Raw genomic sequence first — 17,590 nt, 5'->3', positions numbered from 1 at the left:
TCGTCATGCGCAGGCGCGCGCTGGGTTCCTCGGCCGCTGTCGTACTCCGGCTGGTCGCGCTCATCGCGGCCGGGGGGGCGATCGCCTCGTGTCACGAGCCGCTCGACACGACGCGGGTGGCGCCTCCGAAGGTCACGGAGGGCGGCGGGCTGGGCGACGACGTCTTCGGCATGCTCTGCGACCGCGTGGGCGCGTCGAGCCTCCACGAGGACCACACGGGCGCCTCGTACCAGCGCGTCTGTCACTACGACCGCGAGGGCCGGTACGAGGACGAGGTCGACGTCTCGCTGCTCCCGCCGGTCTCGGGCGAGCGGGCGGAGCAGGCGCGCAGGCTGGGCGTGGCCAAGGTGGAGGCGATGGCGCGGTGGCGCAACGCCCTCGTGGACGCCGTCAACGCCGCGGTGCCGGACATCGAGATCGACAACGTCGCGCCCGGCGAGGGGGGCGGCAAGATCCGGCTGCACGATGCCGTCCTGAGCCTCTCGCAGACCCTCGCGCCGCTCTACGAGACGAACCCGTTCGACGCGGCGGGGCCGGCGGTCCTGCCCGCGTCGACCCGGGGGATCGCCCGGCTCCTCGACGCGCTCATCCACGGCGGCGAGGAGAGCGCGCGGCCGGAGGAAGAGGAGGGCGACAAGAAGAGGCAGCGGGAGCGGGCGCCGATCGCCTGCGACAGGGCAGAGGGGCGGGAAACGCCCGTCTGTGCGCTCGCGAGCATCTGGGGGCGCCAGGGCTATCGCCCGGCGGAGGTGGGGCTCGGCATCGCGGGCGCGGCGCTCGCGTACCCGGGGCTGCGCCCGATGACCGTGGCGGCGCTCGACGTGCTCGGCCCCGGCGGCCCGGGGGCGCCCGCGCTCCAGGCGCTGCTCGCGGCCGGCGAGCAGGAGCTGGCCGCGCTGTCGCTGCCGGAGCGGGCCCCGCTCGCGATCGACGCCGCCACCGCGCAGCCGAGCCGCCCGCGCACGACCCTGGAGCTCGCGCAGGCGGCGCTGCTCGCGGAGCACCCCGAGCTCGCCGAGCCGCCGTCGATCTTCATCGCCCGCCGCGATGGGCGCGGGTGGGTCCTCCCCCACGGCGATGGGGTCCCCGCGCCGTTCGCCGACGCGGACGGCGACGGCCTCGCCGACGTCGACGCGTCCGGCAGGTTCGTGGACCGGACCGGCGCGCCGCTCGCGATCGACCCGCCGTTCGCCATCCCCGGCGTCACCGAGCCGCCGCGGGACCCGTTCGGGGGCCTCGCGCCGGAGCTCTACGCCTACGTCGACACCTCCCGCACCGTCCTCGGCGCGGCGCTGCGGTCGATCGTGCCGCTCGTCGACGGGACCCGGTACGCGGGCAAGGGCGATCCGGAGCCGTGGAAGACCGAGCACGAAGGGCTCATGTACGCGCTCTCCGGCGCGTACCTGCTCTTCGGCGACCGCGAGGAGGCCCGCTACGACGTCCGCCGCGGCAGGATCGTGCCGGCGGACGAGCGGTGCGACGGCTGCCTGTCGTACCGCCGCTTCCGCGGCGAGGACTCGCCGCTCGCCGACCTCGCGCACGCGGTCGGCCAGGTGCTCGCCGACAAGGACTCGGACGTCCTCCTGCTCACGTTCATCGATCTGCTCGAGAACCGCGAGGCGGAGCTCGCGCGCATGACCGCCGCGGCGCTGCGGATCCGGGGCGTCGCCCGCGAGCACGACCGGCTGGCCGCCCAGGGCAAGGAGGCCTCCGCGCGGATCGACGACGAGGCGCCGCTCTGGGACGAGCTCGCGGCGGTGCTCGGCGGGGCCGTGGAGCACCCGGGGCTCGTGGCGCGCTTGCTCGAGGCGATCGCGGGCGGCGCGCTCCTCACCCCGCACGGCGGCGCGCGGCACGCGGGCGACGCGATCGCGGCGATGCTCACGACCCGCGACAAGTACGCGTACAACCCGGCGGACCTGAACGGCCCGGCCATCAACCTCACGGTCGGGGCGCCGTCGACGGCGGCCCCGAAGACGCCGATCGACCCGAAGAAGCCGAGGGGCGGCGACAACCGCTCGGGCATGGAGCGGCTGATGCAGCTCATGCACGACACCGCCGGCGTCAGGCAGTGCAACAAGGAGGGCGCCGTGGTGAGCGCCTTCGAGGTCACGGTGCCTTTCGTCGAGTTCGCCGAGTGCGAGCTGTTCCAGATCGACGACCTGGCGGCCTTCTACCTCGACTCGCTCCTCCCCGACGGGGATCCGAAGCGGGCCGAGCTCGAGGTGAAGCCCTCGGCCCTGGCGCTGCTCGTGACCGACTCGGTGCTCGTGGACTCCAGCGGCATCGGCGGCCTGACGAGCCGCCCCACGCCGGCCGCGCTCAGCCGGCTCATCTACTTCGGGGCGGACTCGGACAGGTTCCCGGGGCTGCCGGACCTGGATCCCTTCCGGGCCGGCGCGAACCTGCCGACGAACCTGTTCATCTCGGGGACGCTCGAGCCGGCCGGCACGATCCATTGCCCCAGGAACGCGCTCGGCGTGAACGAGTGCAGCTCCCCGGAGAACCTGATCCGGGTGCGCCACCCGGGGACGACCTACCTCCTGGAGCAGCTCGGGCTCGCCGCGTACCTGGGCCCCATCGTGAAGGCGTTCGCCGACGTCGACCCCGGCACCACCGGCGAGGCGATCCTGACCGATCTCTTCAGCACGGCGTACCGCCACTGGCCGGGCAAGGAGCACGGGCCGGAGTGCATCAAGGCCGGCTCGCCCGAGGCCAACACCGCGTACTGCTCGGAGGCAGGGGTCAACAGCTACGAGCCGCTCCTGGCCGACGCGCTCCGGGCCGAGGACGTCCTGGCGTCGTCGGTGGCGTTCGCCCGGATGGCGCGCGACACGTCCGTGACCGCGCGGCGCGGCCCCGCGGCAGATCGGCCGCTGACGAAGGCCCAGGTCATCGAGAAGCTCGCGCGCATCCTCTTCAGCACCCGCTACGCGGCCGGCGTGGGCATGGTCGACCGCTGGGGGAAGAAAAAGGCCACGTGGGTGAACGGTCGGGTCCAGGACCAGCTCACCGTGTTCACCCTCCTCGCCGGCGCTCTGAACGGCATCGACGCGCGCTTCGCGCAGCGCAATGCGCCCGACGCCGCCGAGCGAGAGGGCCAGTGGAAGCGCGGCGTGGACGAGCTCGTCGATGCGCTGCTCGCGGTCGAGGGGTCGGGGCCCGAGGCCCGGTTCAAGAACCGCGCGCTCCCGAGGATGGGCGCCCTCGTCCTGCGCGTCCTTCGCGAGCAGCTGAACGCCCGCTGCCCCGATCGCGAGGCGACGGGGCGGTGCGCCTGGGCGCAGAAGGAGCTCGGCGCCACGGTGAGCGACCTCCTGAGCCACCCGCTGTTCGCCGCCGCCGTCGACGTGATGGAGGCCGTCCGCGCCCACGAGCCGGCGCGGCGGGAGATCGAGCGGTTCCTCACCTACCTGCTCGACGCGGACGCAGCCGGCGCCCCGTTCCAGGCGCTGCCGACGACGCTCGCCGACGGCCTCCAGCTCCTCGCCGACGACGACGCCTTGCGCCGGATCCTGAAGGCCGCGTCGACCGCGCTGACCCCGGCGGGGGGCGCCGGCGGGCCGGGCGCGGCCGACGCGGGGCTCAAGGCCCTGAAGGCGCTCAACGACGATCGCTACGACAGGTACCGCGCGATGGAGCGCGTGCTCCCGGCGCTCGTGACGCCGATGGCGGACGGCCGAGCGCCGCTCGACGTGTTCCTCGACGCGTTCGCGGACGTGAACCGCATCGAGGCCGGGAGCGGCGCGCCGCTGACGGCGGAGGACTACCGGCAGCTACTTGTCTCGGCCAGGGACTTCCTGACGGACGAGACCCGCGGGCTCGAGCAGATCTACGCCATCGTCAAGAACCGGCCGCACGAGTGATGCACGTGCAAACGCCCACGATCCGCGCCGTGCTCTCCGTGGCGTCCGCCGCGGGGGCGCTCCTCCTGCCCGCGGGCGACGCCGGCGCCGCCGGGCTGTACTTCACCGACCGCGGCGTCCGCCCGTCGTCCCGCGGCGGGGCGTACATCGCCGGCGGCGACGATCTCGGGGCGATCGCCTACAACCCCGCGGGCGTCTACGAGGCCGGCACCCAGGTTCTGTTCGACGTCGGGCTCTTCGAGTGGCGCAGCCGGCACACGCGCCAGGCGATCGTACGGCAGGTCGACCCGAACACCGGCGAGCCGACGGGCGCGAGCTTCGTGCAGACGATGGATCCGGTGACCGGCAGCGCGCCGGTGCTGCCGATCCCCACGCTGGCGGCGTCGTTCAAGGTCGATCCGCGGTGGGTCGTCTGGGGCGGGGTGTGGGCGCCGTACGCGGCCCTCTCCAGCTACCCGGAGCAGGTGGACGGCATGCCGGCGCCCCAGCGCTACGCGCTGCTCACGCTCGAGGGCTCCGCGCTCGCCCTCGTGGGGGTCGGGGCGGCGTACGCGCCGTCGCCCGAATGGCGCTTCGGCGCAGGGCTCGGCGCGCTGGTCGGCGCGTTCAACAGCCGGATGGTTGTCTCCGGGTGCCTCCCGGAGCGGATGTTCTGCGCGCCCGAAGATCCGGAGTGGGACATCCATTCCGAGCTCAGCGTCGCGCCCATCGTGGCGCCCACGGGCCAGCTCGGGGCGCTCTTCGTCCCGACGCCGCGCTGGCGCGTCGGCCTGGCCTTTCAGCTGCCCATCTGGGTGCGCGCGCCCGCCAAATTCAGGGCGCGGCTCCCGGCGGCGCCCGTCTTCGAGCGCGCCGTCCAGGAGGGCGAGGACGCCGACGTCGCGTTCGACCTGCCGTGGGTCCTCCGCGCCGGCGTGGAGGCGCGGGTCGTGGACGACCTGCGCGTGGAGCTCGGGCTCGGCGTCGAGGGCTGGGGCATGCACGACGACATCCTCGTCGAGCCCGACGGCGTGGTGCTCCGGAACGTCGCCGGCTTCCCGGAGGAGTTCCGCGTGCCAGCCGTCTCGTTCCCGCGGCGGTTCCAGAGCTCGCTCTCGGCGAGGCTCGGGGGCGAGTATTCCTTCGATCTCGCGGGCGCGCGGTGGGATCTGCGCGCCGGCGTGAGCCTCGAGCAGAGCGCCGTCCCGCCCGAGTACCTGTCGGTCCTCACGATCGACGCGACGAAGCTGACGACGGCGGCCGGCCTCGGCGTCCACCTCGGCCGGTGGCGCCTCGACGCGAGCTACGCGCACGCCTTCGCCACGGACGTGAGGGTCGATCCGAGGGAAGCGCGGCTCCCGCAGGTGAGCCCGGTGCGGGCCAATCCGCCGGAGAGCCCGAACACCATCAATGGCGGCGCCTACAGCGCCCGGGCGAACGTCGTCGGGCTCGGCGTCGCCTACACGTTCGAGGCAGCCGGGAGCGACCCTATCCGGCCCGCAGCTCGCGCAGCCGCTCCGTGAGCCGGGGGCCGTCCAGCCAGCTCAGGTCCTTGTCCACGCTCGTCTCGATGTGGTTACTGACCTGCTTGCTCACCGTGCCGCGGAGCAGGCCGAGGAAGTGCGGCGGCGCGACGAGCACCAGCGTCTCGTAGGCGTGCTCGTTCAGCCCCTTCTCCAGCACCTCCGCGAGCTCCTGGGCGAACTTCTGCTTCTCGACCTCCTTGGGATCGGTGTCGGGGGCGGCGCCGGGACGGCCGAGGTACTGACCCCCCGGGCCGCCGCCAGGGCTGCCGTTCCCGCCGGAGGTGCCGTTCGGCTTGCGGCCGTGCGCGTCGGCCATCAGATCCCGCACGCGCGCCCGGCTCTCGTCATGGTTGTAGGACTCGAGCAGGGTAAAGCCCTTGCCAGCAGGCTCTTCACGATAGAGCTGGGCACGGCTTGCGTCGGAGACCAGGATCCATGTCTTCCGTGCTGCCTTCTTTGCCATAAGCCTCCACGGGGGAATCAACCCTTCCCTCGGTTTACGTTAAAGACCGACCCCACGCGGCGCAAGCGGCCGGAGGGCCGAGTCCGGCGTAATTCACCCGGATCGCACCCCGAGCGGCGGGCTCCAGCAGACTCGACAACCTGCGCGCGGCCTGAATTCGTGGAGAGCGAGAGGGGGCGATCGGCGCTCGGGAGGTGGTTGACCGCGAAATACGGTGTTTGGTGTACCGGGCGTATCCACCGAGCTCGGCCGCGCCGCCGCGGCCGCGCGTCAACGGAACCGGTCGGTCGCCTCGACCAGCTCGTGCAGGATGCCCGGCTCCATCGCCGAGTGCCCCGCGTCGGCCACGATGCGCAGATCGGACTCGGGGAACGCGCGGTGGAGCGCCCACGCGCTCTCCGGCGGACAGACCACATCGTAGCGGCCCTGCACGATGACGGTCGGGATATGGCGGATCCGCTGCACGTCGTCGAGCAGCTGCGTCTCCGTCGTGAAGAACCCCTTGTTCATGAAATAGTGGCACTCGATCCGGGCGAACGCGAGGGCGAACTCATCACCTGACGTCTTCGCGACGAGCTCATGGTTCGTGAACAGGCAGCTCGTCCGCCCCTCCCAGACGCTCCACGCGCGCGCCGCCCGCTGCTGCAACCCGGGGTCCGGGCTCGTGAGGCGCCGGTGGTACGCCGTGAGCAGGTCGCCCCGCTCGGGCTCGGGGATGAACGCGAGGTACTCCTCCCACGCGTCGGGGAAGATGGCGCTCGCGCCCCGCTGATAGAACCAGTCGAGCTCCTGCTTCCGCAGGAGGAAGATGCCGCGCAGCACGAGCTCCGTCACCCGCTCCGGGTGCCGCTCGGCGTAGGCCAGCGACAGCGTGCTCCCCCACGAGCCGCCGAACACCTGCCAGCGCTCGATCCCGAGGTGCTCGCGGAGCTTCTCCATGTCCTCGACGAGGTGCCAGGTGGTGTTCTCCGAAAGGCACGCGTGCGGCGTGCTCCTGCCGCAGCCCCGCTGGTCGAAGAGCACGATCCGGTAGGCGGCCGGGTCGAAGAAGCGCCGCTGCTTCGGCTCCGTGCCGCCCCCGGGGCCGCCGTGCACGAAGACCACCGGCTTGCCGCGCGGATTGCCCGACTCCTCGAAATAGATCTCGTGAAGATCGGAGACGCGCAGCCTCCCGGCGCGGTACGGCTCGATCTCGGGATACAGCGTTCGCCTCTGGGTGCCTGTTGTCGTCATGCCGCTCCCGTTCGTCGGTCGACGCCGGCGCGCCGGCGCGCCGGCGCGCTCAGCGTACGCGAAGGCGCGCCTGGAGGGGAGAGGGAGGACGTGGACGGGGGGACGGCAGGTGGCGGGGGAGGGGCGAGGGATCGCCGGCAGGGAGGTGCGGGAGGCTCAGCCGGGCTGCGCGGCGTCGCGCGCCGTGGCCTTCTCCGCGCCGCCCGCGCCGCCGTAGAGCGCCTCGAGCGCGGGCCCGTATTTCTGGAGCGCCACGCGCCGCTTCAGCTTCAGGGTCGGCGTGAGCATCCCGTTCTCCGCCGTGAAATCCTCGGCCGCGAGGGTGATCTGCTTGATCTTCTCGAAGGACTTGAAATCGGACGCGTACCTGTCGACCTCCGCCTTCACGTGCGCGACCACCCGCGGGTGCTTCAGCATCGCCTCCGTCGACTCGAACGAGAGCCCCTCGGCCCGCGCCCATTCCGTGAGCGCCGTCATCTCGGGCGCGATCACCGCCACGTTGAAGGGGCGGTTGTCGCCGTAGATCATCGCGCCGTTGATCAGCGGAGACAGCTTGATCTTCTCCTCGAGCGGGGCCGGCGCGACGTACTTGCCGTTCTCCAGCTTGTACTGCTCCTTGATGCGGCCCGTGACGAAGAGGTACCCGTCGTCGTCGAGGTAGCCCAGATCGCCTGTGCGGAAGCCGCCATCCTCCGTGAAGACGGCCTTGTTCTCCTCGTCGCGCTTGTAATAGCCCACCATGACGTTCGGGCCGTAGACGACGATCTCTCCCTGCTTCGGGTCGTGGGTCTCCGACCTGTCGATGACGATCTTCACGCCCGGGATCGGCTTGCCCACGCTGCCGAGGCGGCGGGCCCCCGGGTAGTTCACGGTGGCGACGGGCGATGTCTCCGTGAGGCCGTAGCCCTCGTAGACGGTGATGCCGAGCGCGTCGACGAACTCGGCCACCTGATAGGCGAGCGCCGCCCCGCCGCTGACGGCGTACTTCAGCTTGCCGCCGACACTGGCGCGTATCGTCGAGAAGATGACGCGGTCCGCCGCGGCGAGCGTGAGCCGCTCGACGAGGCCGAGGGGCTCGCCCTTCTGCTTCTTCGTCGCGGCGCGCATCCCGGCGCGGAACAGGGCCTGGATGACGGCGGGCTTCCCCGCCATCTTCTTCTGCACGCCCTCGTAGATGCGGTTGAAGATCCGCGGGACGCTCATCAGCACGGTGGGGCGCACCTCGCCGAGGTTCGCGAGGATCTTGTCGACCGACTCGCTCAGCGCCATCGACGCGCCCACCGTGATCATCACGTGGAGCTCGCCGGTGTGGCCGAACGAGTGGGCCCACGGGAGGAACGACAGGCTCCGATCGCCGCCGCCGAAGGGGATGAGGTCCAGCACCGCGCAGACGTTGGAGGCGATGTTGCCGTGCGACAGGATCACCCCCTTGGGGTTGCCGGTCGTGCCCGACGTGTAGATGAGGCACGCCGTGTCCTTCGATGTCGGCTGGATGGACGGGGCCGGGCTCGCCTCGCCCGCGGCGAGGAGCTCCTTGTACGAGCTGGTCTTCGCCCCGGGGACGCCGTCCCTCGCCCCGTCGGGGTCGAACAGACAGACAACGTGCTTCAGCGAGGGCGCCTTCTCGGCGAGATCCTTGCATTTGCCGTAGATCTGCGGCGTGGCGACGATCGCGGCCACGGCCTCGCAATCGTTGATGATGAACGCCCACTCGCTCGGGAGCTGCGCCTCGTACATCGGCACGACGGCGACTCCCATGCTGAAGCAGGCGTACGCCGAGACCGCCCACTCGACGCGGTTGTTGGAGATGAGGGCCACCCGATCCCCCCGCTGGACGCCGAGCGACGCCAGGCCACCGCGGAACCTGGCGACGAGCTGCCCGAACTCGGCATACGTGATCCAGTCCCAGCGGCCATCGGTTTTTGTCCCGAACAGCGGCCGGTGGCCATGAAGCTTCAGCGCGCGATCGAGCAGGTCTACCAGGTTCTCCAGTTTCGCCATCGGTCTCCTCCCGAGCCGATTGTTAACATGGTACTGCGCCGCGTCAGTGTCCTTTTGGTGGTGCGTGGCGCCGGCTGTTGTCGCGCCGACGCTGGGGCTGCTGTCGGGCCGAGCCTGGGGCTGCCCAGCGCGCGGCGCTCGGCGCGGGGTCGGGGTGCCCTCGCGGGGGTTGACGATGGGGGGAGCGGGAGCGCTCGCGCGGCGTGCCGGCGTCGATGGCGTCGATGGCGGGGCCCCTGGCGCGCGAGGTGGCGGCCTCGGGCCCCTTCTGTTAGAGCGTTCATCGCTTCGATGCCCCGGTATTCCATCACGACGTTCGGCTGCCAGATGAACGTGCACGACTCCGAGCGGATGCACGACGTGCTCCGCTGCGCCGGCTACACGGAGGCCGGCAGCGCCGACGAGGCGGACGTGCTCGTGCTCAACACGTGCAGCGTGCGCGAGAAGGCCGAGCAGAAGCTGCGGAGCGAGGTGGGCCGGCTCGCGCGCTGGAAGCGGGAGCGCGCGGACCGGGTGCTCGTCGTGGCGGGCTGCGTGGCGCAGCAGGAGGGGGAGCGCCTCCTCAAGCAGATGCGCGCGATCGACGTCGTGGTGGGGCCCGACAACATCCCGGAGCTGCCCGGCCTGCTCGGCGACCTCGCGATCGGCGGGCTGCCGATCGCGCGCACGGTGTTCGACCTCGACGCGCCCCGGTTCCTCGTTGCGTCGCCGCCCTCGCCCTCCTCCTCGCCGCGCGCCGCGCCGACGGCGTTCGTGACCGTCATGAAGGGCTGCGACGAGCGCTGCTCGTTCTGCATCGTCCCCCACACCCGCGGGCCGGAGCGGTACCGGCCGAGCGACGAGATCGTCGCCGAGATCGCGGCGCTCGTGGCGGCGGGGACGCGCGAGGTCACGCTGCTCGGCCAGACGGTGAACAGCTACCGCGACCCGCTCGGCGCGCTGCCGCGGGCCCCGGGCGCGAGCGCGGACGACCCGGACGAGAGCGAGTTCGCGGCGCTGCTCCGGCGCGTCGCGGCCGACGTCCCCGGCCTCGCGCGCCTGCGCTACACGAGCCCGCACCCGCGGCACCTCACGCCCTCGCTCGTCCTCGCCCACGCCGAGCTCCCGGTGCTGCCGCGCCACGTGCACATGCCGGTGCAGTCGGGCAGCGATCGGGTCCTCCGGCGGATGATCCGCCGCTACACGCGCGCCGAGTACGTCGCGCGGACGCGGGCGCTCGTGGAGGCGGTCCCGGGCCTGACGCTCTCGACCGACATCATCGTCGGCTTCCCGGGCGAGACGGAGGACGACTTCGCGGCGACGCTGTCGCTCGTGCGCGAGGTCGGGTTCAAGGGGCTGTTCGGCTTCAAGTACTCGCGCCGGCCGCACACGCCCGCGCTGAAGCTGCCGGACGACGTGCCCGAGGGCGTGAAGGGCGAGCGGCTCGCGCGCCTGTTCGAGGAGAGCGAGGCGCTGCTCGCGGCCCACCTGTCGGCCCTCGTGGGGACGACGCAGGAGGTGCTCGTCGAGGGGCGCGACAAGGAGCGCGGTCACGGCGGAGCCGGCGGCGCGCTCTGGTCCGGCCGGACGGGGCGCCACGAGATCGCGCACATCGACGGCGCCGGGGAGCTCGATCTGCTCGGCGAGGTCGTCGAGGTCTCGATCGCGCGGGCGAACAAGCACTCGCTGCAGGCCGAGCTCACCGAGGCGGCGCGCGCCGCGGCCCGGCCGCGGCAGCGGGGCGGCCTTGAGGCGCGGCCCGCCCGGCGCTCGCTGCCGGTGGTCGCCGCCGAGGGCGGCTGAGGTGGCGCTCGTCCTCGACCTCGGCGGGGTGTCCCCGCGGCTCGGGCGCGACGTGTTCCTCGCGCCGAACGCGACGGTGATCGGCGACGTCGAGCTCGGCGACGAGGCGAGCGTGTGGTTCGGCGCGGTGCTGCGCGGGGACATCGGCGCGATCCGCGTCGGCCCGCGGACCAACGTGCAGGATCTCGCGTGCCTGCACCTGACGGGCGGCGTCTCGCAGACGATCGTCGGCGCCGACGTGACGATCGGGCACAGCGCGATCCTGCACGGCTGCCGCGTCGGGGACGGGTGTCTGATCGGGATGGGCAGCATCGTGCTCGACAACGTCGAGATCGGCGAGTGCTCGGTGATCGCGGCGGGCGCGGTGGTGCCGCCGGGGCGGGTGATCCCGCCGCGCTCGATGGTGCGCGGCAACCCGGCCCGGGTGGTGGGCGAGGTGCGGCCGGACCAGGCCGAGCTCGGGAAGCTGGGCGCCGCGGGCTACGTGGAGAACGCGCGGCGCTTCCGGGCGGCGCTCGCCGGGGAGGCCGTCGAGCCGCCGGAGGTCGCGGCGCGCTTGGTGATGCGAGAGGTGAGGAAGCCATGAACATCACGGTGAACGGGGAAGCGCGCGACGTGCCGGCGGCGCTCACGGTGCGGAGGCTCGTCGAGCTGCTCGGGCTGACCGAGGGGCCGGTGGCGGTGGAGCGCAACGGCGAGGTGGTGCCACGCGCCGAGCACACGGCCGCCGAGCTCGCCGAGGGGGACGTTGTCGAGATCGTCCATTTCGTCGGCGGCGGCTGAGGCCGCTCGGCGCCCTTGGCGCCATGGCGGTTCTTTTCTCTTCTCGACGGTTTAGCGATCTTCCAGGTCGTCCGCGATCCGGCTATCATGGCGAGCTGCCGTGGATACGAGGGCCCTCGTTCTGGTCTTGGCGCTCGGCGGGTCGGCCGGCGTGGGCGCCGCCCTCGCGGTTCGCCACGCGTTGCCGGCCTCTCCGGTGGTCCGAGGCCTCTCGGTCGGCGAGCGTTTCCTGCCGGACGGCGCCGCGCCGGCGGCCTGGCTCGCGGCGCGGCGCGACGTGCTCCGCGAGCGCGTGGTCCGGCTGCGCCACGACGACGTGGAGCTCACCGCCACGCTCGGTGAAACGGGCGTCGAGGTCGACGTCGACGAGACGCTCGCGGCAGCGCAGCGCGTCGGCCACGAGGGGCCCTGGGCGCGGCGGCTCCGCGAGGCCCGGGGGGCGCGGCGCGGCGAGATCGACGTGCCGCTCGCCTGGGCCGTCGATGAGCCTCGGGCGCGGGCGTTCCTCGAGCGGCTCGCTCCGCAGATCTACCGGGCGCCCGTGGACGCGCGGCTCGACCTCGCGAACCGGCGCAAGATCCCGGAGCAGGCCGGCCGGGCGCTCGACGTCGACGCCTCCCTCGCGGCGCTGCGGGCCGGGGAGCACGGCGACGAGGAGCTCATCGAGCTCGCCGTCCGGCAGATCTTGCCGCAGGTCGTCGTCGCCGACCTGGTGAGCGTCGACGTCACCCGCGTCGTCGCGGCCTACGAGACGAAGTTCAAGCACCACGGCAAGGAGGCGGGGCGCGCCCGCAACATCAGGAACGCCGCCTCCAAGATCGACGGCACCATCCTGGCCCCGGGCGATACCTTCTCGTTCAACACCCATGTCGGCCCCCGGACGGCCAAGAACGGGTTCACCATCGCCCCGGAGATCCTGGGGGACGAGACAGTCCCCGGCTACGGCGGGGGGACGTGTCAGGTCTCGAGCACGCTCTACGCCGCGTCGCTCTTCGGCGCGCTCGACACGCCGGATCGCCAGAGCCACTCCCGCCCGAGCGCTTACATCCCCATGGGCCTCGACGCGATGGTGACCTATCCGGAGTCGGACCTGAAGATCAGGAACACGCTCCCGTTCCCGATCATGATCCACGCGTATCTCCCCGAGCCGACGGTGCTCCGCGTCGAGATCCTGGGCGGAGACCCCGTGGCGGAGGTCGAGCACCACGTCTCGGCCGAGCACACCGACGATTTCATCCGGCGCATCTACGTGAAGTCCGAGCTCTCCGAGGGCAAGGTGAAGCGCCACCAGAAGGGCTCGTGCGGATACGACGTGAGGTCCTTCGTCACCGTCCGTTACAAGGACGGCAGGGCCTCGGAGCGCAGCTATTCGAGCGAGTACAGGCCCGCGCCAGAGGTCTTCTGGGTCGCGCCCGACTACGACCCGCAGGCGCTGCCGGCGCTCTCCGAGCACGCGAAGGCGGTGGAAGAGCTCCGCGAGGGGGAGTCCCCCGCCGAGGCCCCCGCTGCGGCGGGGCAGGGCGGCGCCTACTCGATGTGAGCCCGGTCGAGCGCGCCGGCCCCCAAGGGAGGCCGTGACCGCTTCCGCGCCCATCTGCCGTGGGAGCTTGCTCTTCGAGGTCGAATCAGGGGATGCCTTATCCCGCCACCCCCTTCGCGAGCGCATAGGCCTGCGTGCCGCGTGTGTAGATCCGATCCTCCGGCAGCACGTCGGCCGGCGCGATGTCCGTCAGCTGGGCGGCCTGTTCGTAGAGGGGCGCGAAGTCGGTCTCGAGCGTCTGGCGGAGAAGATCCTCGAAGCTGTCGATCAAGAAATAGCTCTGCTGGTAATCGTCGATTCGATAGCGGGTGCGCATCAGCCGCAGCAGATCGAAGCCGAGCCGATTGGGCGAGGGATCGTCGAGCGCAAAGATCGATTCGCCGTGCGAGGAGACGATCCCTGCGCCATAGATGCGCAGGCCCTCTGCGCTCTTCATCAGCCCGAACTCGACCGTGTACCAGTAAAGGCGCGCCAGCCGCTGGATCGCGCCGAGCCCGTTCGCCCGCTGGCCGCCCTGGCCATAGGCCTGCATGTAATCGGCGAAGACGGGGTTCGCCAGCAGGGGGACGTGGCCGAACACGTCGTGGAAGACGTCCGGCTCCTGCAGATAGTCGACCTGCTCGGGCGTGCGGATGAAGTTGCCGGCGACGAAGCGGCGGTTCGCCAGATGTTCGAAGAACACATTGTCGGGAATCAGGCCCGGCACCGCCACCACCTGCCAGCCGGTCGCTTTCATCAGGCGATCGGAGAGCGCGTCGAAGTTCGGGATTCCGCTGTCGCCTAGACGCAACACATCGAGCCCGGCCAGGAACTCGGGCGCGGCGCGGGCCGGGAGCAGCTTGGCCTGCCGATCGAACAGCCGGTCCCACAGCGCGTGCTCGGCCGCGCTGTAGCGCTCCCAACGCTGGGGAATCGTCCAATCCGCTGCCGCGCCTTCGGGCGGGGTGCCGTCTGCATAGCTCATGGTGGGGGAGAATGAAGTCCAGACGCTTCGGGAGACAAGGCATCATAAGAACATGGCGTCCGCAAGGGCAATCCTGCTGGTTCCCGCGCCTGCTGACGGTGGCCGCGCAACCGGACACGTCGGAGGAGCTCCGCCGTCGCCTGGTGAGGGTCGCCACCGTGCTCGCGCGCCTCCAGGCGCTTCGCCCCGCCGCGCGGGCGCCTGCGGCGGCCTGGATCCGCGCTGCGCACGGCGCCTGCACGGTAGGCGGCGCGCCGAACGCCGGCGCGACGGCAAGGACATTGGCTGTCCGCGCGCCCCCGGCGTCGCTTGACCAGGAATCGTCCTCAGGGGAAACTCTGTGTCCATGGCGGCGGGCGGCGCCCCTCTGTGCGCGGCCGAGGCGCCGAGGATCGCCTGCTGCCAGGGACGACGACGGGCGTGATCTTCGCTTAGCTTAACTTCGCTGCTCGCGACGACAGACTCATGATGAGCGTCATCTTCTTCTGGCTCGCTCAACGTGGCCGGCGCGCGAGCTCGGCCATGAGGCCGAAGAGCTCGATCGGGCCCGGCGAGGGGAGCTTCCCGCCGCTGAACTCGCGGTAGAGCGTGTGCACATTGACCACGATGCGCTCGGCGTCGCTCCAGCTCGCGTAGTCGGCGAGCGCGATGTCGCGGGCGGCGTCCGCCGGGGGCATGCCGGCGTCGTAGCGGCGCCGGGCCTCGTCGCGGATGTACACGAGGTAGTCGCGGACCGCGCGCACACCCGCGCGATCCGTGATGGGGCCATGCCCCGGCACGATGACGTCGACGTCGGCCGCGAGGAGGATGTCGCAGGCCTTGAGCCAGTTGCCGACGGGCCCTGCCCACATGATCGGCGTCGCGTCGACGAAGAGGACGTCTCCCGTGTAGATCACCCGGTCCGCCGGCACGTGCACGAGCAGATCGCCCTTCGTGTGCGAGGGGCCCACCTCGATGAGGTGGACCTCCTTGCCCCCGACCGCGACGGTCAGCTCCCCGTCGAACACCCGGGTCGGCGGCGTGGGGGCGATCCCGTCGAAGTCGAAGGCGCCGAAGCAGTGGACGAGGTACTCGCCCAGCGCGCCCGCGGCGCCGCTGCGCGCCTGTCGCATCAGCATGGCCAGCATCGGCGCGGGGACCTCGTCCATCTCGGCGGCGCCGGCGCGCGTGGCGATGAAGGTCGCGCCCTCGACGAGCGCGTTGCCGTAGCAATGGTCGCCGTTCGCGTGGGTGTTCACGACGGTGCCTATCCGCGCCGCGGCGGGGGCCGCCGCGCGCATGGCGTCGAGCATCTCGCGCGTGCGCTTCAGGTCGAAGAGCGTGTCGACGAGCAGGGCCTCGCCGTCCGAGGTGACGAGCCCCGCGTTGCTGAGCCCCCAGGTTCCGGCCGGCTGGAGATAGGCAAAGCAGCCATTGCCGATGTCCTCCAGCCCTCGTTCATACCGCCATCGGCTCATGGCCACTCCCTCGTTCCCGGGCGCCGCCTGGCGCTTCTCCGAGCCTCGAAGGTAGGCCATCCGCTGGCCGCCATGGAATCGAAATCAACCCCCGCGCGCCGCCGTGAGCGCGGGGGCCGGGGGATTGGTCAGGAGGCGGTCGCGGTCGCGGTCGTGGTCGTGGTCGTGGTCGTGGTCACCACGCGTACGCTTCCGGCGCCTCGCCGCCGGGGCCGGGGAACATCGCGTCGAGCCGCCCGAGGTGCTCGGGCGTCAGCGTGATCTCGAGGGCGCGCAGGCTCCCGTCGAGCTGCTCGGCGGTGCGCGGGCCGAGGATGGGCGACGTCACGACCGGGTTCCTGAGCAGCCAGGCCACGGCCACGTCGGCGGGCCGCTCTCCGATCTCGGCGCAGAACGCCTCGTACGCCTCCAGCTTGGCGCGGTTCTTCTCGATGCGCGCCAGCGCGTCGGCCGAGGAGCGCCGGCCCTCGCGCGCCTTCTGGAGGGCGCCGCCGAGCAGCCCGCCGGCGAGCGGGCTCCAGGGCAGGACGCCGAGGCCGAGCGCGCGGCACGCGGGCAGGACCTCCAGCTCGACGGTGCGCGCGTTGAGGTTGTACAGGCTCTGCTCCGAGACGAGGCCGAGGAAGTGCCGCTGCGCGGCGAGGCCGTTCGCCTGCGCGATCTGCCATCCAGCGAAGTTGCTGCTGCCGACATAGAGGACCTTCCCCTCGCGGACGAGCTGCTCCATCGCCTGCCAGATCTCGTCCCAGGGCGTCTCGCGGTCGATGTGGTGCATCTGGTAGAGGTCGATGTGGTCTGTCTGCAGGCGGCGCAGGCTCCCCTCGCAGGCGCGCCGGATGTGATAGGCCGAGAGCCTCTTGTCGTTCGGCCCTTCGCCCATGAGGCCGTAGACCTTCGTGGCGAGCACGATGCGGTCCCGGCGCCCGTCGCCCTGGGCGAGCCAGCGCCCGACGATCTGCTCGGTGATCCCCTCTCCGCGCTTCCGCCCGTAGACGTTGGCCGTGTCGAAGAAGTTGATCCCGTGTCCGAGCGCTCGGTCCATGATGGCGAAGCTGTCGGGCTCGCTGGTCTCCGGGCCGAAGTTCATCGTGCCGAGGCAGAGGGGGCTGACCTTCAGGCCGGTGCGTCCGAGATTGCGGTAGTCCATGGCGCCGGAGGGTAGCAACGCGCTCCGCGGGCCGTCCACACCGCAGGGCTGAACGCGTCGTAGGGTTTCGCCGGAGTCGCGGCGTCATGAGCCGGCCCGGCGGGCGGCGGCGCGCGGCGTGTGGCGCGCGATAGGCGCCGCGCGCCGCGCGCCGCGCTGGAGGCGTTGCCGCGATGTGGCGGCGGCGCGGATCCAGCGCGGAGGGCCGCTTCCTTGATGCGCAACGGTGCTTCACTTATGCTCGCTCGCCGGGGCGAGGAGACGACCATGTGGCAGCAGGAAGACACGGAGATCGCGTACGCCGAGAGCGTCCACGACGAGGCGCGGGGCATGCGCGGCGTCCGGTTCGTCATCGATATCGGGAACATCGACCCGCTCGACGCCGCCGCCATGTGGTGGGATCAGCAGGGCTGCGCGCGGGAGCTCTTCCCCGGGACCGGGTGCGAGATGCAGTCGGGATCGTACCGTGAGCCGCGCTTCGTCGTCCGGATGAGCGTGCCTCTCCCGGGCGTCGGGCATTTCACGCAGACGTTGCGCTTCTCCGCGGAGCGCGTCTCGCCCGAGATCTTCGTCATCGTCGTCGATGCGTTCGAGGAGAACGTGCTGTGGACGCGGGGGCTCGGGACTTACCGCTTCTCGCCGGGCTCGGGCGGCACGACGCTGATCGAGGTGACGAGCCTGCATGCGCCCAAGGTGCCGATCATCGTCCTGAATCAGGCGTCGCTGGCGGCGGCCCGCGCGCACCAGCGGCGCTACCTCTCGGGCCGGCGCCCGACGGACGAGGAGAGAGCGCAGTTCCTGTCGGCGATCGGCGCTGGCCCGCAGGCCGACGCCTGAAGCGCGCCGCTC

13 protein-coding genes are annotated in these 17,590 nt (G+C 71.9%); 7 read left to right on the top strand and 6 right to left on the bottom strand.

The window, feature by feature from the left end; all coding sequences use genetic code 11:
- Nucleotides 1-5: 5 nt before the first annotated feature.
- Nucleotides 6-3,866, top strand: a complete 3,861-nt coding sequence (locus WMF44_RS28580; protein WP_437293211.1) for a hypothetical protein — start codon at nt 6-8, stop codon at nt 3,864-3,866.
- Nucleotides 3,866-5,368: an OmpP1/FadL family transporter gene (locus tag WMF44_RS28575; RefSeq protein WP_437293210.1), complete on the top strand. Its 1,503-nt coding sequence runs from the start codon at nt 3,866-3,868 to the stop codon at nt 5,366-5,368. Before WMF44_RS28580 ends, WMF44_RS28575 begins: the two co-directional genes overlap by 1 nt.
- Here WMF44_RS28575 and WMF44_RS28570 read toward each other — a convergent pair.
- The 3 genes from WMF44_RS28570 to WMF44_RS28560 form a co-directional block, all read right to left on the bottom strand.
- Nucleotides 5,334-5,834, bottom strand: a complete 501-nt coding sequence (locus WMF44_RS28570; protein ID WP_437293209.1) for a host attachment protein — start codon at nt 5,832-5,834, stop codon at nt 5,334-5,336. The two genes, WMF44_RS28575 and WMF44_RS28570, sit on opposite strands and share 35 nt — an antisense overlap.
- Before the next feature lie 270 nt (nt 5,835-6,104).
- On the bottom strand, nt 6,105-7,067 hold the full coding sequence (pip, locus tag WMF44_RS28565; RefSeq protein WP_437293208.1) for a prolyl aminopeptidase: 963 nt from the start codon (nt 7,065-7,067) through the stop codon (nt 6,105-6,107).
- Nucleotides 7,068-7,223: 156 nt separating this feature from the next.
- On the bottom strand, nt 7,224-9,068 hold the full coding sequence (locus WMF44_RS28560; protein ID WP_437293207.1) for an AMP-dependent synthetase/ligase: 1,845 nt from the start codon (nt 9,066-9,068) through the stop codon (nt 7,224-7,226).
- Nucleotides 9,069-9,359: 291 nt separating this feature from the next.
- On the opposite strand from WMF44_RS28560, the gene miaB reads away from it, so the two are divergent.
- The 4 genes from miaB (at nt 9,360) to WMF44_RS28540 (ending at nt 13,173) form a co-directional block, all read left to right on the top strand.
- Entirely contained in the window at nt 9,360-10,850 is a 1,491-nt protein-coding gene (gene miaB, locus WMF44_RS28555; protein ID WP_437293206.1) for a tRNA (N6-isopentenyl adenosine(37)-C2)-methylthiotransferase MiaB, read from the top strand.
- 1 nt (nt 10,851) lies between these two features.
- Nucleotides 10,852-11,436, top strand: coding sequence for a gamma carbonic anhydrase family protein (locus WMF44_RS28550; RefSeq protein ID WP_437293205.1), 585 nt, complete (start codon nt 10,852-10,854; stop codon nt 11,434-11,436).
- Nucleotides 11,433-11,633 (top strand): sulfur carrier protein ThiS, encoded by a 201-nt coding sequence (gene thiS, locus WMF44_RS28545; RefSeq protein WP_437293204.1) that lies wholly within the window; start codon nt 11,433-11,435, stop codon nt 11,631-11,633. The genes WMF44_RS28550 and thiS overlap by 4 nt, the downstream gene beginning before the upstream one ends.
- A gap of 100 nt (nt 11,634-11,733) precedes the next feature.
- Nucleotides 11,734-13,173, top strand: coding sequence for a VanW family protein (locus WMF44_RS28540; protein ID WP_437293203.1), 1,440 nt, complete (start codon nt 11,734-11,736; stop codon nt 13,171-13,173).
- Nucleotides 13,174-13,270: 97 nt separating this feature from the next.
- Here WMF44_RS28540 and phhA read toward each other — a convergent pair whose 3' ends face one another.
- The 3 genes from phhA to WMF44_RS28525 form a co-directional block, all read right to left on the bottom strand.
- Entirely contained in the window at nt 13,271-14,137 is an 867-nt protein-coding gene (phhA, locus tag WMF44_RS28535) for a phenylalanine 4-monooxygenase (RefSeq protein ID WP_437293202.1), read from the bottom strand.
- Between the two features lie 494 nt (nt 14,138-14,631).
- Nucleotides 14,632-15,594 carry an MBL fold metallo-hydrolase gene (locus WMF44_RS28530; protein ID WP_437293201.1) on the bottom strand — a complete coding sequence of 321 codons (963 nt, stop codon included), beginning with the start codon at nt 15,592-15,594 and terminating at the stop codon, nt 14,632-14,634.
- A gap of 175 nt (nt 15,595-15,769) precedes the next feature.
- Nucleotides 15,770-16,741 carry an aldo/keto reductase gene (locus WMF44_RS28525; protein ID WP_437293200.1) on the bottom strand — a complete coding sequence of 324 codons (972 nt, stop codon included), beginning with the start codon at nt 16,739-16,741 and terminating at the stop codon, nt 15,770-15,772.
- Nucleotides 16,742-17,008: 267 nt separating this feature from the next.
- Between WMF44_RS28525 and WMF44_RS28520 the strand changes: the two genes are divergently transcribed.
- A complete protein-coding gene (locus tag WMF44_RS28520) occupies nt 17,009-17,578 on the top strand; it encodes a hypothetical protein (protein ID WP_437293199.1) in 570 nt (189 codons plus the stop codon).
- Nucleotides 17,579-17,590 lie beyond the last annotated feature (12 nt).

The organism is Sorangium sp. So ce426, from assembly GCF_051475585.1.
Taxonomy (GTDB): domain Bacteria; phylum Myxococcota_A; class Polyangia; order Polyangiales; family Polyangiaceae; genus Sorangium; species Sorangium cellulosum_B.
This window is presented reverse-complemented; position numbering and strand designations above follow the sequence as displayed.

Excerpts from the sequence above, each read along its gene's own strand:
- pip (WP_437293208.1), bottom strand. The coding sequence starts at position 7,067 with ATGACGACAACAGGCACCCAGAGGCGAACGCTGTATCCCGAGATCGAG.
- phhA (WP_437293202.1), bottom strand. The coding sequence starts at position 14,137 with ATGAGCTATGCAGACGGCACCCCGCCCGAAGGCGCGGCAGCGGATTGG.
- WMF44_RS28530 (WP_437293201.1), bottom strand. The coding sequence starts at position 15,594 with ATGAGCCGATGGCGGTATGAACGAGGGCTGGAGGACATCGGCAATGGC.
- WMF44_RS28570 (WP_437293209.1), bottom strand. The coding sequence starts at position 5,834 with ATGGCAAAGAAGGCAGCACGGAAGACATGGATCCTGGTCTCCGACGCA.
- WMF44_RS28520 (WP_437293199.1), top strand. The coding sequence starts at position 17,009 with ATGTGGCAGCAGGAAGACACGGAGATCGCGTACGCCGAGAGCGTCCAC.
- thiS (WP_437293204.1), top strand. The coding sequence starts at position 11,433 with ATGAACATCACGGTGAACGGGGAAGCGCGCGACGTGCCGGCGGCGCTC.
- WMF44_RS28560 (WP_437293207.1), bottom strand. The coding sequence starts at position 9,068 with ATGGCGAAACTGGAGAACCTGGTAGACCTGCTCGATCGCGCGCTGAAG.
- WMF44_RS28525 (WP_437293200.1), bottom strand. The coding sequence starts at position 16,741 with ATGGACTACCGCAATCTCGGACGCACCGGCCTGAAGGTCAGCCCCCTC.
- WMF44_RS28575 (WP_437293210.1), top strand. The coding sequence starts at position 3,866 with ATGCACGTGCAAACGCCCACGATCCGCGCCGTGCTCTCCGTGGCGTCC.
- miaB (WP_437293206.1), top strand. The coding sequence starts at position 9,360 with ATGCCCCGGTATTCCATCACGACGTTCGGCTGCCAGATGAACGTGCAC.
- WMF44_RS28580 (WP_437293211.1), top strand. The coding sequence starts at position 6 with ATGCGCAGGCGCGCGCTGGGTTCCTCGGCCGCTGTCGTACTCCGGCTG.